Origin of the sequence: Kitasatospora purpeofusca, from assembly GCF_034043715.1 — a bacterium.
Classification (GTDB): Bacteria; Actinomycetota; Actinomycetes; order Streptomycetales; family Streptomycetaceae; genus Kitasatospora; species Kitasatospora purpeofusca_A.
This window is the reverse complement of sequence record NZ_JAXCLC010000059.1, coordinates 14,344-29,062: the sequence shown is the minus strand read 5'-3', so window position 1 is coordinate 29,062 and position 14,719 is coordinate 14,344. Positions and strand designations below refer to the sequence as shown.

Annotated in this window: 12 protein-coding genes and 1 pseudogene; 9 read left to right on the top strand and 4 right to left on the bottom strand. The window is 74.7% G+C overall.

The features are described from left to right. Positions 1 to 202: 202 nt before the first annotated feature. From SM793_RS26570 to SM793_RS26555, 4 genes and pseudogenes are all read left to right on the top strand, one after another. Positions 203 to 1,114: a biotin--[acetyl-CoA-carboxylase] ligase gene (locus tag SM793_RS26570; protein WP_320440806.1), complete on the top strand. Its 912-nt coding sequence runs from the start codon at positions 203 to 205 to the stop codon at positions 1,112 to 1,114. A 294-nt stretch (positions 1,115 to 1,408) separates the two neighbouring features. Then, positions 1,409 to 2,569 (top strand): adenylate/guanylate cyclase domain-containing protein, encoded by a 1,161-nt coding sequence (locus SM793_RS26565; protein ID WP_320440805.1) that lies wholly within the window; start codon positions 1,409 to 1,411, stop codon positions 2,567 to 2,569. Between the two features lie 643 nt (positions 2,570 to 3,212). After that, positions 3,213 to 4,349 (top strand): annotated as a pseudogene (locus SM793_RS26560) (diguanylate cyclase domain-containing protein); the annotation flags it as partial. A gap of 765 nt (positions 4,350 to 5,114) precedes the next feature. Then, entirely contained in the window at positions 5,115 to 5,510 is a 396-nt protein-coding gene (locus tag SM793_RS26555; RefSeq protein WP_320440804.1) for a hypothetical protein, read from the top strand. Between the two features lie 12 nt (positions 5,511 to 5,522). On the opposite strand, the gene SM793_RS26550 is transcribed toward SM793_RS26555, so the two are convergent. After that, complete coding sequence (locus tag SM793_RS26550) at positions 5,523 to 6,131, bottom strand: TetR/AcrR family transcriptional regulator (RefSeq protein WP_320440803.1); 609 nt, start codon at positions 6,129 to 6,131, stop codon at positions 5,523 to 5,525. A gap of 172 nt (positions 6,132 to 6,303) precedes the next feature. Here SM793_RS26550 and SM793_RS26545 point away from each other — a divergent pair, with 172 nt between their 5' ends. Then, the gene (locus SM793_RS26545; protein ID WP_320440802.1) at positions 6,304 to 7,503 is read left to right on the top strand and encodes a macrolide family glycosyltransferase; all 1,200 of its coding nucleotides are present in this window, start codon (positions 6,304 to 6,306) and stop codon (positions 7,501 to 7,503) included. Positions 7,504 to 7,569: 66 nt separating this feature from the next. On the opposite strand, the gene fdhD is transcribed toward SM793_RS26545, so the two are convergent. Then, entirely contained in the window at positions 7,570 to 8,394 is an 825-nt protein-coding gene (gene fdhD, locus SM793_RS26540) for a formate dehydrogenase accessory sulfurtransferase FdhD (RefSeq protein ID WP_320440801.1), read from the bottom strand. Positions 8,395 to 8,568: 174 nt separating this feature from the next. Here fdhD and hutH point away from each other — a divergent pair, with 174 nt between their 5' ends. Continuing rightward, a complete protein-coding gene (gene hutH, locus SM793_RS26535; protein ID WP_413816036.1) occupies positions 8,569 to 10,152 on the top strand; it encodes a histidine ammonia-lyase in 1,584 nt (527 codons plus the stop codon). Positions 10,153 to 10,218: 66 nt separating this feature from the next. Here the strand turns inward: hutH and SM793_RS26530 are convergent, their stop codons facing one another. Continuing rightward, complete coding sequence (locus SM793_RS26530; RefSeq protein ID WP_320440799.1) at positions 10,219 to 10,632, bottom strand: hypothetical protein; 414 nt, start codon at positions 10,630 to 10,632, stop codon at positions 10,219 to 10,221. 229 nt (positions 10,633 to 10,861) lie between these two features. Between SM793_RS26530 and SM793_RS26525 the strand changes: the two genes are divergently transcribed. Continuing rightward, positions 10,862 to 11,731 (top strand): MurR/RpiR family transcriptional regulator, encoded by an 870-nt coding sequence (locus tag SM793_RS26525; RefSeq protein ID WP_320440798.1) that lies wholly within the window; start codon positions 10,862 to 10,864, stop codon positions 11,729 to 11,731. 178 nt (positions 11,732 to 11,909) lie between these two features. Next, complete coding sequence (locus tag SM793_RS26520) at positions 11,910 to 12,266, top strand: hypothetical protein (protein ID WP_320440797.1); 357 nt, start codon at positions 11,910 to 11,912, stop codon at positions 12,264 to 12,266. Between the two features lie 7 nt (positions 12,267 to 12,273). Here the strand turns inward: SM793_RS26520 and SM793_RS26515 are convergent, their stop codons facing one another. After that, entirely contained in the window at positions 12,274 to 12,849 is a 576-nt protein-coding gene (locus tag SM793_RS26515) for a Uma2 family endonuclease (RefSeq protein ID WP_320440796.1), read from the bottom strand. A gap of 182 nt (positions 12,850 to 13,031) precedes the next feature. Here SM793_RS26515 and hutU point away from each other — a divergent pair, with 182 nt between their 5' ends. Beyond that, on the top strand, positions 13,032 to 14,717 hold the full coding sequence (gene hutU / locus SM793_RS26510; protein WP_320440795.1) for a urocanate hydratase: 1,686 nt from the start codon (positions 13,032 to 13,034) through the stop codon (positions 14,715 to 14,717). Positions 14,718 to 14,719: the final 2 nt, after the last annotated feature.

Genomic DNA, 14,719 nt, shown 5'->3' with positions numbered 1-14,719 from the left:
GGGGGCGGCGCGGACGAGGGGTGCAGGGCGGCACAACGAACTACCGTTGGGTAGCGTAGCCAGGGCCGAGGGCCCGACGTAATGTCCGGCGGTTATGGTCAGCGACACAGTGTCGTCGGCGCCCGTTCTGGGAGACGATGGGACGGCGTGCGACCTCCCGTCCGCGGGCGCGGGTTCGACGACGGACTCTAGGGTGAGTTGCATGACCTCCGACACTCCCCGCCGCAGTGGACTGCGCGGCCTCGGCCACGCCGGACCGTCGCCGTGGACCGACCTGGACCGCCCGCCGCTGGACGCCGCCACGCTCCGCCGGGACCTGGTGCGCCCCGGTGGGCTCTGGACCTCGCTGGACGTCGTCGAGGAGACCGGCTCCACCAACACCGACCTCGCCGCCCGGGCCCGGGCGGGCGCCCCGCAGGGCGCGGTGCTGCTCGCCGAGTCGCAGAGCTCCGGCCGCGGCCGGCTGGAACGGCAGTGGACCGCGCCCGCCCGCTCCGGCCTCTTCCTCTCCCTGCTGCTTCGCCCGGACGAGGTACCCGTCGAACGGTACGGCTGGTTGCCGATCCTGGTCGGCGTCGCCGCCGCGAGCACCCTGAGCCGGGTGGCCGAGGTCGAGGTCGGCCTGAAGTGGCCCAATGACCTGCAGGTGGAGGTCGACGGCGCGGAGCGCAAGATCGGCGGGATCCTGACGGAGCTGGGCGGCGGGGCGGTGGTCGCCGGACTGGGCCTCAACGTGTCGCTGCGGGCCGCCGAACTGCCCGTCCCCACCGCCGCCTCGCTCGCCCTGGCCGGCGCCGCCGTCACCGACCGGCCCACCCTGCTGCGCGCGCTGCTGCGCGAGTTCGCGGAGCTCTACGGGGAGTGGACGGCCGCCGGCGGGGACCCGCACACCAGCGGCCTACTGCGCGCGTACGCGCAGCGCTGCACCACGCTGGGCCGGCCGGTGAAGGTGCTGCTGCCCGGTGACCGTGAGCTGGTCGGCGAGGCGGTCGCGGTGGACGGGGCCGGGCGGCTGGTGGTCCGCACCCCGGACGGTGGCCGGCAGGCGGTCGGCGCGGGGGACGTCGTCCATGTGCGGCCGGAGCCGCGCGACGGCCGGTGGCTCGGGCGGTAGTACGGCCGGTGGTACGACCGGCAGTACGGCCGGGGCGGCGCGGTGCGACGGCGGCGGGGGCGTGCGCGGGGCCCGCCGCCGGGCCCTGCGCCGGACGGGTCGCGCGCCGTGCGCCGGGCGGGTCACAGTGCCTCCCCTTACCTCCCCTTGACTCGGGCGGATGCCCCGGATCGCGCGATTCCGTGCGAACATTCCACCTGGCAGCAGTGTGAGGCGCGCCACTGCCCGAACGGGCGGCCGCGCCCGCACTGGCACGACACGAGGCGAGTGCGGCGACCGCACGGGGACGGACCGGTGGCAGAGGACGGCAGCAACGGCGGCGGCGACGGCGCCGACGGCAACGGCGGCCCGGCGGGCTCCGACGACCAGACCGTCGCCCTCGACCTCGAACGCCTGATCCTCGACGCGCCACGCCGCTACACCCCGTACCAGGCCGCGCGGGCCGCCGACGTCCCGATGGAACTGGCCACCCGCTTCTGGCGGGCGATGGGCTTCCCGGACATCGGCCAGTCCCGGGCCCTGACCGACGGCGATGTGATCGCCCTGCGCCGGCTCGCGGGCCTGGTCGAGTCGGGCCTGCTGAGCGAGTCGATGGCGATCCAGGTGGCCCGCTCCACCGGGCAGACCACGGCCCGGCTCGCGGGCTGGCAGATGGACACCTTCCTGGAGAACCTCACCCAGTCGGTCGAGCCCGGTCTCACCCGCGCCGATGTCGCCTATCCGCTGGTCGAGCTGCTGCTGCCGGAGCTGGAGCAGTTCCTGGTGTACGTCTGGCGGCGGCAGCTGGCCGCCGTCACCGGCCGGGTGGTGCAGGCCGCCGAGGACAACGAGATCACCAGCGGCCGGCTCGCGGTGGGCTTCGCCGACCTGGTCGGCTTCACCCGGCTGTCCCGGCGGCTGGAGGAGGAGGAGCTCGGCGAGCTGGTCGAGACCTTCGAGAACACCTGTTCGGACCTGATCGTCGGCCGGGGCGGCCGGGTGATCAAGACGCTCGGCGACGAGATCCTCTTCGTCTCGGAGGACCCGGTGATCGCCGCCGGGATCGCGCTCAGCCTGATCGAGGCGCTGGCCGAGGACGACAGCATCCCCGCCCTGCGGGTCGGGATGGCCTTCGGCACGGTCACCTCACGGATGGGCGACGTGTTCGGCACCACGGTGAACCTGGCCAGCCGGCTCACCTCGATCGCGCCCAAGGACGCGGTGCTGATCGACGGCGAGTTCGCGGCCGCGCTGGAGCAGTACGGCAGGGTCGCGCCGGCCGGGGAGGACGCGTCGGGGCTGGCCGACGCGCTGTCGCTGGCCGCGGGGCTGCCGCCCGCCGGGCAGCACGGGCCGTACGGTCCGCTGCCGGACGCGGGGCACCGGTTCAATCTGCAGCCGATGTGGCGCCGCCCGGTGCGGGGGCTCGGACTGGTCGAGCCGTGGCTGCTCTCCCGGCGGCCGCACGGCGAGTAGCGCGCGGCCGGGGCGCGCCCCACGGCCGCCCGCAAGCCGTTCCGCCGCTGCTCCGCGCCCCCCGCCGCAGGCGCCCCGTCACCCTCCCGGGCCCGCGGCCCCGTCACAGCCCGCCACCGCCCGGGTCGCGGCCCTTCGCCGCTCTGTCGCCGCTCTGTCGCCGCCCGGGCGGCGCCCCGCCGGCGCCCTGCCACCGCCCCGCCGCGTTCCGACGGGTGGCCCGTCGCGCCACGCCGAACGGTTGAACGGTGCACGGTCCGGCGAATCCGACTCCCAAACGGGGCATAACCGAACGAAACCGCCATAGTCTTGGTGGAGGCGCTCCGGTCCGGGCGGCCGGAGTGGCGAACCGTCGAGCGGGTATCCGATGTCGGACGGGTAGGACCTTCGGGAGCCTTCGGTGGTCACGCCGGCACGGACGGTGCGGGCACGGCGGTCGTCCGCCGACCACGGCAGGACCGGGCACAGGGAGCGAGGCGAGCCGGTGAGCAGTGAGGCGATCATGACGGACCGCGACTGCGACCGGACGCGGCAGCCGGCCGCCGCCGCGTCGGCGCCCCCCGCCCCCGGGGTGCCCCGCGCGCCCGTCGGCGGCGCGGCCACCGACGCGCGGCTGACGGCCGTGGTCGAGCTCGCCCAGGACATGGCGGGGGCCCTCACCCCGCTGGAGGCCGTCCGGGCCGCCGCCGCCCGCGCCACCGGGGCGCTCGGCGCCGCCATGGCCGCCGTCTCGGTCTGGGACCGCGAGTCCGGCCGGCTGCGGGTCCTGGTCAACCACGGCGAACTCTCCCCCGGGGAGGAGGAGCTGCCCGAGGACGAGTCCTACCCGGTCGCCGACTTCCCCGAGATCGTCACGTACCTGGAGGAGCGCTGGACCACCGGCCGGCTGCCGCGCGCCTGGGTGCAGACCGCCGACAACTCCCAGTCGCACGTCGGGCACGCCCACCCGACCGCCGGCGCGTACTGCCAGGAACGCGCCGCCGCGCTGCGCCGGCGCGGCCGGGCCTGCTGCGTGGTCGCCCCGATCGTGCTGCACGGGCAGGCCTGGGGCGAGCTCTACCTGGCCCGGAGCGCCGGATCGGCCGAGTTCACCGAGGCCGACGCCGAGTACGCGACCCTGCTCGCCGCTCAGATCTCGGCCGGTCTCGCCCAGACCGAGCGCCTCGCCGACCTGCGCAAGCTCGCCTTCTCCGACCCGCTCACCGGCCTCGCCAACCGGCGCGCGGTGGACGCCCGGCTGGAGAGCGCGCTGGCCGCCCACAACCGGGACAACACCGTGGTGTCCCTGGTGGTGTGCGACGTCAATGGCCTCAAACGGGTCAACGACCAGCTCGGGCACGAGGTGGGCGACCGGCTGCTGGAGCGCTTCGCCCACCAGCTGTCCCTGGCCGCCGCGAAACTCCCCGGGAGCCTCGCGGCCCGGCTCGGCGGCGACGAGTTCTGCCTGCTCGTCGAGGGCCGCAAGGCGGACGAGGTGGTCGCCGTCGCCGAGGAGCTGTGCGCGCGGGCGCTGGCCCTGGCCGAGGGCGAGGGCGTCGCCTGCGGGGTGGCCTCCACCGGGGACTCCATCGGCCCCGTCACCACCCCCGACCGGCTCTTCCGGCTCGCCGACGCCGCCCAGTACCGGGCCAAGGCCGCCCGCGCCGCGCACCCGGTGGTCGCCGGCCGCAGCCACGGGCCCGGCTTCGCCCCCGACCCGACGGTGCTGCTCGCGGACGCCGCCGACCCGCAGTACCGCGCCGACGGGCGCCCCCGGCCCGGCGGCCGGGCCGGTACCGGCGACCGCCGGCGGTTCCGCGGCGCCGCGCACAGCGCCGACCCGGGGCAGCTGCTCACGGCGGTGCTCGCCGCGCTCGACCGGCAGGGCACCGCCCGCGCCGTCCACCCGGCCGACACCATGGGCAAGCTCGCCGTCGTCGCCGAGACCACGGCCCGGCTGCTGGACGCGGTCGGCTGGTGGATCTCCTACGTGCCGCCCGGGTCGCAGCTGATGCACACCGCGCGGCACGCCGTCTACCGGATGACCAGCGGGCCGAGCAGTACCCGGGCGGAGACCCAGCGCGCCCAGATCGAGGCCCCGGACGCCGTCTTCGACCTCCGCCACTACCCGCTGACCCGGACCGCCGTGCGCGGCGGCGCCTTCGCGCTGCGCGCCGGAGCGGCGGGCAACGACCCGGCGGAGGAGGCCATGCTGGTGGTCTCCGGCTACCGCGGCATGGTCGCGGCCGGTGGCCAGAACCCGGCGGGCGGCTGGCTCCTCGAACTCTTCGCCGACGACGCGACCCTCCCGCTCGGCCAGGTCGCCGCAGCCCTCCGCGCCCTCGTCGCCGTCGCCCTCGCCGGCCCCGCCTCCCCGCCCGGCACCTGACCCGGAGCCCGGCCGTCGGGGCGTCGGGGCGGGGAGTGTGGTGCTTCGGTGACCGGTTGGTTCCGAGCGGGTCGCGGTCCGGTCATGGGGGTGGGCGGGGCGGGGCGGGCGTGGGATGGTGTCGGCGGTCGGCGGGCCGTCGGGGTCGCGCCGGATCGATGACGGGGGTTGATTCCTGTGCGCGCTCGGGTGATGGGGCTGGTGCTCTCCGCGGTGCTCGCGTTCGGCGGGACGGCGTTGGCCGCCGCGCCGGTTGCCTCGGCGGCCTCGGCCGGCCCGGCGGTCTCGGTGGCCCCGGTGGCCTCGGGGGCCGATGCCGGGTCGCGGCCGGCGGCCGGCGGTGGTGCCGTCCGGCAGGTTTCGGCGGGGCAGGGCGCCGCGCAGGCCGGGGCGGTGGCGGAGCGCCACGGCGCCGCGCAGCTGGCCGTGTCCAAGGACAAGTCGAAGAAAAAGAAGAAGAAGAAGGGCCTCGGCAAGATCATCGGACTGGTGATCGGCATCGGCGTGGTGCTGGTGGTGATCGCGGTGATCGTCGTCGTGGTGCTGGTGCTGCGCCGCCGCAACCGGTCCTGAGCCCGGGCGTGCTCAGTCCCGGGTGGGGCCGAGCGCGCCCAGGACGGCCGCGACGACCTGGTCGGCGTAGCCGGGGTCGAGCGGGCCGAGGCCGTGCAGCCAGCGGTAGTACAGCGGGCCGTAGAGGAGTTCGACCGCGAGGTCGAGGTCCGCGTCGGCGCGCAGCTGTCCGGCCTCGCGGGCGGTCCGCAGGCGTTCGCGGGTGACGGTCAGCAGCGGGTCGAGGAGGCGTTCGCGGTAGTCGCGCAGCAGCGCGGGGTCGGTGAGCACCTCGGCGGTGAGGGCGCGCCCGGTCCGGTCGAAGGCGGGGTCGGCGAGTTCGAGGGCGGTGAGCCGCAGGACGGTCCGCAGGTCCTCGCCGAGGTCGCCGGTGTCGGGGAGGGCGAGGCTGCCGGAGGGGTTCTCGCTGGCGGCGAGGAAGGCGTCGAAGACGACGGCGCCCTTGGAGGGCCACCAGCGGTAGATGGTCTGCTTGCCGACGCCGGCGCGGGCGGCGATCTTCTCGATGGTCAGCTTGCCGAAGCCGAGTTCGGCGACGAGTTCGGCGGCGGCGGTGAGGATGGCCGCGCGGCTCTGCTCGTTGCGGCGGCTCGGGTCGGGGGCGGTCTGCGGTCCGGTCATGGGCGCCAGTCTAACGAGACGACGAGACGATCCGTATCGTCTTGACAGCCCGGACCCATCGGTGCATTCTGGTGGGACGTCAGCGAGACGAACCGTCTCGTCTCGATAGATTCCCGATGTGCAGCTCCCGATTCGCAGCTCCCGTTCCGCAGCCTCCGAGAGGACCACGAGGATGACCCGCTCCGCCCATGTCGCCATGGCCTCCATCCCGGCCCACGGCCACGTCAACCCGAGTCTCGCCCTGATCACCGAGCTCGTCGCCCGGGGCCACCGGGTGAGCTACGTCAACGCGCCGTCCTTCGCCGACACGGTCGCGTCCACCGGCGCCACGCCCGTCCCGTACGACACCGCGCTGCCGCTCGACGGCGACCCCGCCGGGTGGCCCGAGGACCCGGTCGCCATCCAGGACGTCTTCCTCGACGACGCCCTCGCGATGACCCCGGTGCTGCGCAAGCTCTTCGCCGAGGACCGGCCCGACCTCGTGCTGTACGACATCGGCGCCTTCGCCGCCCGGGCGGTGGCCGAGGGGCACGGCGTGCCGGCGGTGCAGCTGTCGCCCACGATGGTCGGCTGGGAGGGCATCGAGGAGGACATGGCGCCGATGTTCGAGGCGCTCCGCACCGGGCCCGGCGGCCCCGAGCACTACCGGCGGTTCGGCGAGTGGCTGGCCGGCAACGGCGTCGCCGTCCGGGACCTCGAGCGGGACGTCGAGCGGTTCAAGAACCGCCCGGACCGCGCGCTGGCGCTGATCCCGCGGGCCCTGCAGCCCCACGCGGACCGGGTCGACACCGACCGGATCACCTTCGTCGGCCAGTGCTTCGGCGACCGCTCGCACCAGGGCCGCTGGCAGCGGCCCGCCGGGGCGGACAAGGTGCTGCTGGTCTCGCTCGGCTCGGCTTTCACCGACCGCCCGGCCTTCTACCGGGCCTGCCTGGAGGCCTTCGGCGGCCTGCCCGGCTGGCACGTCGTGCTGCAGATCGGCCGGCACACCGACCCGGCCGCGCTGGGCGAGGTTCCGGCCAATGTCGAGGTGCACCGCTGGGTGCCGCAGTTCGACGTGCTGGCGCAGGCGGACGCCTTCGTCACCCACGCCGGCACCGGCGGCGCGAGCGAGGGACTCTTCCACGGGGTGCCGATGATCGCGGTGCCGCAGGCCGTCGACCAGTTCGCCAACGCGGACTCGCTGGTGGCGCTCGGGGTGGCCCGGCGGCTGGACACCGAGGACGCGACCCCCGCGGCGCTCCGCTCCGCGCTGCTGGAGCTGACCGGGGACCCGGCGGTGGCCGGGCGGCTCGCGGAGGAGCGCGCCGCGGCCCGGGCCGAGGGCGGCACGGCGCGGGCGGCGGACCTGGTCGAGGCCGAGCTGGAGTGAGGCCGAGCTGACGTGGGGCCGAGCTGGAGTGAGGCCGAGCTGACGCGGGGCGGGGCGCGCGCGGGCTCAGGCGATCCGGTCGGGGCGGGTGTAGACGTTGGCGCCCTCGCCGCGCAGGAAGCCGACCAGGGTCAGGCCCAGCTCCTCGGCGAGGTCCACGGCCAGCGAGGACGGCGCCGAGACCGCGGCCAGCAGCGGCACGCCGGCCAGCGCCGCCTTCTGGGTCAGTTCGAACGAGGCCCGGCCGCTGACCAGGAGCACCTGGCCGGTCAGCGGCAGCAGGCCCTCCCGCAGCGCCCAGCCGACCACCTTGTCCACCGCGTTGTGCCGGCCGACGTCCTCGCGGGCGCACAGCAGTTCGCCGGTCCGGCCGTCGAACAGGCCGGCCGCGTGCAGGCCGCCGGTGGAGTCGAAGGTGCGCTGGACGGCGCGCAGCCGGTCCGGCAGGGCGTAGAGCAGCGAGGGCGGGACGCTCAGCGGGTCCTCGCCGACCGGGTGCCGGACGTGGGTGCGCACGGCGTCCACGGTGTCGCGGCCGCACAGTCCGCAGGCGCTGGTGGTGAGCAGGTTGCGGTGGGCGGAGAGCGGCAGCGGGCGGCCGGTGTCGCGCAGCGTCGCGTCCACCACGTTGTAGGTGTTGGCGCCGTCCGCGTCGGTTCCGGCGCAGTAGCGCAGTGCCGTCAGCTCCTCGCCGGTGGCGACCAGGCCCTCGCCGACCAGGAAGCCCGCCACCAGGTCGAAGTCCTGGCCGGGGGTGCGCATGGTGACGGTGAGGGGTTCGCCGCCGAGCCGGATCTCCAGTGGTTCCTCGGCGGCCAGCGCGTCGGGCCGGGTGCTGCGCCCGTCCCCGCGCAGCCGGAGTACCCGCCGCCGTGCCGTCGCCCGCGTCATCGTGCCGCCCGCCTTCCCGCCGCCGCGCCCGGCGTTGCGCCGTCCGCCTCCCCACAGCGTGCGGCACCGGCCCGGGTATTCGAAAATCCTGGTGACCGGCCGGTCCGGGGTCGGGAGGTTCCGACTGGGCCGAGATGGTTGTCATATCTCCATTCACCTGCTGAGATGATGCATATGGATATGCACAGTGCTGCGGCCGCCCACACGCCGCTCGTCCAGGTCGGCAAGGCCCACGTCGGCGCCGAGGACGTGCTGGCCGTCGCCCGGGGCAACGCCCGGGTCGAGATCGGCCCCGACGCGATCGCCGAGATGGCGACCGCGCGCGCCCGGATCGACGCCCTGGCCGCCGAACCGCGCCCCGTCTACGGCGTCTCGACCGGCTTCGGCGCCCTCGCCGTCCGGCACATCAGCCCCGAGCTGCGCGCCCAGCTGCAGCGCTCGCTGGTGCGCTCGCACGCCGCCGGGATGGGCCCGGTGGTCGAGCGCGAGGTCGTCCGCGCGCTGATGTTCCTGCGCATGAAGACCCTCGCCAGCGGTCGCACCGGCGTCCGCCCGCTGGTCGCGCAGACCATGGCCGCGCTCCTCAACGCCGGGATCACCCCGGTGGTCCGCGAGTTCGGCTCGCTCGGCTGTTCCGGCGACCTCGCGCCGCTGTCGCACTGCGCGCTCGTCCTCATGGGCGAGGGCGTCGCCACCGGCCCGGACGGCGTCGAGAAGCCCGCCGGCGAGCTGCTCGCCGCCGCCGGCATCGAGCCCGTCGAGCTGCTGGAGAAGGAGGGCCTCGCCCTCATCAACGGCACCGACGGCATGCTCGGCATGCTGGTCATGGCCATCGCGGACCTGCAGCGGCTGTTCACCACGGCCGACATCACCGCCGCGATGACCCTGGAGGCGCTGCTCGGCAGCGACAAGGTGCTCGCCCCCGAGCTGCACGCCCCGATCCGCCCGCACCCCGGCCAGGCGGCCGCCGCCGCCAACATGCTGGCCGTGCTCCAGGGCTCCGGCCTCACCGGCCACCACCAGGACGACGCGCCGCGGGTCCAGGACGCCTACTCGGTCCGCTGCGCCCCGCAGGTCGCCGGCGCCGGCCGCGACACCCTCGCCCACGCCCAGCTGGTCGCCTCCCGGGAGCTGGCCGCCTCGGTCGACAACCCGGTGGTACTGCCGGACGGCCGGGTCGAGTCCAACGGCAACTTCCACGGCGCCCCGGTCGCCTACGTGCTGGACTTCCTCGCCATCGCCGCCGCCGACCTCGGCTCGATCTCCGAGCGCCGCACCGACCGGCTGCTCGACAAGGCCCGCTCGCACGGCCTGCCGGCCTTCCTGGCCGACGACCCGGGCGTGGACTCCGGCCTGATGATCGCCCAGTACACCCAGGCCGCCCTGGTCAGCGAGAACAAGCGGCTCGCGGTGCCGGCCTCGGTCGACTCGATCCCCTCCTCGGCCATGCAGGAGGACCACGTCTCGATGGGCTGGTCCGCGGCGCGCAAGCTGCGCCAGGCCGTGGAGAACCTCGGCCGCGTCCTGGCCGTCGAGCTCACCGCCGCCGCCCGGGCGCTGGAGATCCGTCAGCAGGCCGGAACGGGCGCCGAACCGGCGCCGGCCACGGCCGCGGCGATGGCCGCCGCCCGTGCCGCCGGGGTCGGCGGCGCCGGGCGCGACCGCTTCCTCTCGCCGGACCTGGAGGCCGCCGCCGCGCTGGTCGCCTCGGGCGAGCTGGTGCGGGCCGTCGAGCGGGTCACCGGCCCGCTGGCCTGACCTCCGCGCCGCGCCGAACGGGTAACGCGGGTGGGACGGGTGACCGGTGGCCGGTGACGCCGCCGGTCACCGGTCCCAGTCGCTCTTCGGGGCCGCCGCGCCGCGCTGCTCCTGGACTCGCTCGGCGAGCGAGGAGGAGACGTTGACGCCGACGATGCCGCCCCAGCAGACCAGCAGGCCCCAGAACCCGCTGCTCTCGGCGGCGATCGCGGACAGCGGGATGCCCAGCACCAGCGAGATGATCGGGAGCCTGGTCGCCGAGCGGCGGCCGAAGCGGCGCGGCCCGTACCCCGGACGGCCGTACGCCTCGGCCGGGCCGAGCCGCTCGGCCACCCGGCGCTCCACCCGGGCGTCGAGGCGGGCGTCGAGCCGGGCGAGGAAGGAGTCCACGAGTTCCGACTCGTACTCCGGGCCGAGCTCCTTGCGGGCCTGCAGCGAGGCGTCCAGATCGCGCCGCAGATCGTCCTGACGAGTGTCCATGGGCACCAGCTTCCTCCCTCCGGAGGCCACCGGTCCATCGGTCCGACGGGGATTCAGGGCGGTCTCAGGGGGAATTCAGGGTCACCCCGAGACGGCCCGCGCCCCTCCGCACCGGCCCGGGGACCGCTCCGGGGGGTCTCGCCCGATGTCCCGTCGGGCGAGACGTCTTTGCCAGCGGCGGCCCACTGCTGCACAGTCGTCCGAACAGCTCGCATCCGGAGGTACCGCCATGACCGCCACCGACGAGGCCGGCCCGGTCGGTCCCTCCGCCCGGCTGCTCCAGCTCTTCGAGGGGCACCGCCTCACCCCCACCCAGCGGCGGATCGCGCACTCGCTGGTCCGGCACGCCACCGAGGCACCGTTCCTCTCCAGCGTCGAGGTCGCCGAACTCGCCGGCGTCAGCCAGCCCTCGGTGACCCGATTCGCGGTGGCCCTCGGCTACGACGGCTACCCGGCGCTGCGCAAGCAGCTGCGCGAACTCGGCGCCGGGGAGGCCGCCGCCCCCGAGACCCCGGCCGACGCCGTCCGCAACGAGCACCAGCAGGCCGTGCTCGCCGAGATCGAGCACCTGCGCCACCTGGCCGAGCTGCTCGCCGACCCCGAGCCGATCGCCCGCGCCGCCCGGCTGCTCGCCGCCTCCCGCCCGCTGCCGGTGCTCGGCCTGCGGGCCGCCTCCGCGCAGGCGCGCGGCTTCGCGTACTTCGCCGCCAAGGTGCACCCGGACATCCGGCTGCTGGACGAGGGCGGCAGCATGCTCGCCGACCGGCTGGAGCAGGCCGCCGCCGCGGGCGCGAGCGTGCTGCTCTGCTTCGCCCTGCCGCGCTACCCGCGTGAACTGATGGACGCCCTGGCGGTGGCCCGGGAGTGCGGACTGACCGTCGTCACCGTGGCCGACAGCGTCTTCGCGCCGGTCGCCAAGCTCTCCGACCTGATGCTGCCGGCCGCCGTCGGCACCGGGCTGGTCTTCGACACCGCCTGCGCGCCGATGATGCTCGGCCGGGTGCTGCTGCAGACCATGTGCGACGAACTCCCGGGCGCCGAGGCCCGGTTGGAGGCCATCGAGCAGTCGGCGGCGGCCCGGGGGCTGTTCCTGGAGTAGTCCCCCGGGGGCGGGATCCGCGCGGCGGACTTCGAGGAGGAGCAGCGGGCGCGCGTCCCGGGCGGACGCCTTCGGCCTCCCCGTTCGTGCCCGTAGCCCGGAACGCCGCCCCGGCGACCGTACCCGCAGGTTGGCGGACCGCCCAGGACGGGCATCATTCCGGTCAGGGGGTGCCGCCATGCGCGTGATCCACGAGATGAAGTTCGTCGGCCGGCTCGCCTCCGGAGCCGACGAGTGGTCCTGCCCGACCTGCGGACGCCGCGTCACCCTGCGCCGTCTGCCCGATCCCGAACTCACCGTCCTCGACCCGGGCGACGAGACCGTCGTCCACGTCGGCGTCATCGAACCCGACGCCCGTGCCGCCGCGGCCGCCGAGCAGTACGGCCTCGGCCCGGTGCAGGAGATCCCCCGCCCACCCCGGACCCCCGCGCCGCCCGTGCCGTCCGGCGCCCGGGCCGCCGACGTCCCCGACGACGCCGACCGCCGCTGGCTCGCCGAGATCGGCATCGACTGGGACGGCGACGCGGCGGCCTGAGGAGGGGTCAGTGGCGGGGGCCGTACAACGGCAGTTCGCCAGTCCGGAGCTCCGACGGCAGTGGTGCGCCGGTCAGTGGTACGGGCTCGCCGTACTTGCCATGGAGTACGCCCTGGTAGACGCCGTCACGGGGATGTGTGTGGAGCGTCCAAGTGCCGTAGCGCGGATCGGCTGTGAGCAGAGTGGTCACGCCGGCGATGGCGTACCACTCCGTCTTGGTGGCGATTCCGCTGGCGCGTTCGGAGCTGGAGATGACTTCCAGCGCGAGGGCGACGTCGCGCGGGTCGGCCAGCCACTCGTCGTCGGTGCCCCAGTCCTTCGGGAGAACGACCAGGTCGGGGGTTGCGTAGTCGTCTTCGTCGTCCGGCATGCAGATCGAGGAGACCTCATAGACGCGGTGGCTCCCGGGAAGTGCGGGGACGAGCTGGTCGCGAAGGACCTGCACGGTTCCCGCGTGCTTGCCGCGAGGAGTCGGGGACATCACCAGGGTTCCTCCGATGATCTGAACTCGGAGGCCGGTGCTCCGCTCGATCTCCTCCGCCGCGTCCCGGAGTCTCCCCGGCCGCACGGTGATGGCCGTCATCGCGTCCTCCATTCGTCGGCGCCTGGGCCGATTGGCTGGTGTTCGCCGGGTTCAGCGTAGCGCGGGGGGTGCCGGTCGCACGGGCGCTGATCGGATGTGCCCAGGTCTGGCCGAAGGCTGAATGTTTGGATATATTCAGCGAAGTCGAGCCTGAATGAATTCATCCGCAAGGAGACCGTGACATGGTGCAGCAGGCGAGTGGGCCGCGTGAGGTGCGGGCGGCACGGGGGACCGGGCTGACCACGCAGGGGTGGCAGCAGGAGGCCGCCCTGCGGATGCTCATGAACAACCTCGACCCCGAGGTGGCCGAGCACCCCTCGAAGCTGGTCGTCTACGGCGGCACCGGCAAGGCCGCGCGCGACTGGCGCTCCTTCGACGCCATGGTGCGCACGCTCGAGGGCCTGAAGCAGGACGAGACCATGCTGGTCCAGTCCGGCCGGCCGGTCGGCGTCATGCAGACCCACGAGTGGGCGCCGCGGGTGCTGATCGCCAACTCCAACCTGGTCGGCGACTGGGCCAACTGGGAGGAGTTCCGCCGTCTGGAGAGCCTCGGGCTCACCATGTACGGGCAGATGACCGCCGGCTCCTGGATCTACATCGGCACCCAGGGCATCCTCCAGGGCACCTACGAGACCTTCGCCGCCGTCGCCAACAAGCGCTTCGACGGCACCCTCGAAGGCACCATCACCCTCACCGCCGGCCTCGGCGGCATGGGCGGCGCCCAGCCGCTGGCCGTCACCATGAACGGCGGCGTGGCGATCTGCATCGACTGCGACCCGTCCCGGATCTCCCGCCGGATCGAGCACCGCTACCTGGACGTCGAGGCCAAGAACCTCTCCCACGCCCTGGAGCTCGCCACCGCCGCCCGCGACAAGAGGCAGCCGCTCTCCATCGGCCTGCTGGGCAACGCCGCCGAGCTGTTCCCGCAGCTGCTGGCGATGGACGCGCCGATCGACATCGTCACCGACCAGACCAGCGCCCACGACCCGCTGAGCTACCTGCCGGTCGGCGTCTCCTTCGACGACATGGCGACCTACGCGGCCGAGAAGCCCGCCGAGTTCACCACCCGCTCGCGCGAGTCGATGGCCAGGCACGTCGAGGCGATGGTCGGCTTCCAGGACCGCGGCGCCGAGGTCTTCGACTACGGCAACTCGATCCGCGGCGAGGCCCAGCTGGCCGGCTACGACCGCGCCTTCGCCTTCCCCGGCTTCGTCCCCGCGTACATCCGGCCGCTGTTCTGCGAGGGCAAGGGCCCGTTCCGCTGGGCCGCCCTGTCCGGCGACCCGCAGGACATCGCCAAGACCGACAAGGCCGTGCTCGACCTCTTCCCGGAGAACGAGTCGCTGCACCGCTGGATCAAGATGGCCCAGGAGAAGGTGCACTTCCAGGGCCTGCCCGCGCGGATCTGCTGGCTCGGCTACGGCGAGCGCGACAAGGCCGGCGAGCGCTTCAACGACATGGTCGCCTCCGGCGAGCTGTCCGCCCCGATCGTCATCGGCCGCGACCACCTGGACTGCGGCTCGGTCGCCTCCCCCTACCGGGAGACCGAGGCGATGCTGGACGGCTCCGACGCGATCGCCGACTGGCCGCTGCTCAACGCCATGGTCAACGTCGCCTCCGGCGCGTCCTGGGTCTCGATCCACCACGGCGGCGGCGTCGGCATCGGCCGCTCGATCCACGCCGGCCAGGTCACCGTCGCCGACGGCACCGCGCTGGCCGGCGAGAAGATCCGCCGGGTGCTCACCAACGACCCGGGCATGGGCGTCATCCGCCACGTCGACGCCGGCTACGACCGGGCCGACGAGGTCGCCGCCGAGCGCGGTGTGCGCGTCCCGATGAACGAGCACGGCTCGACGGGCGAGCTGTGAGC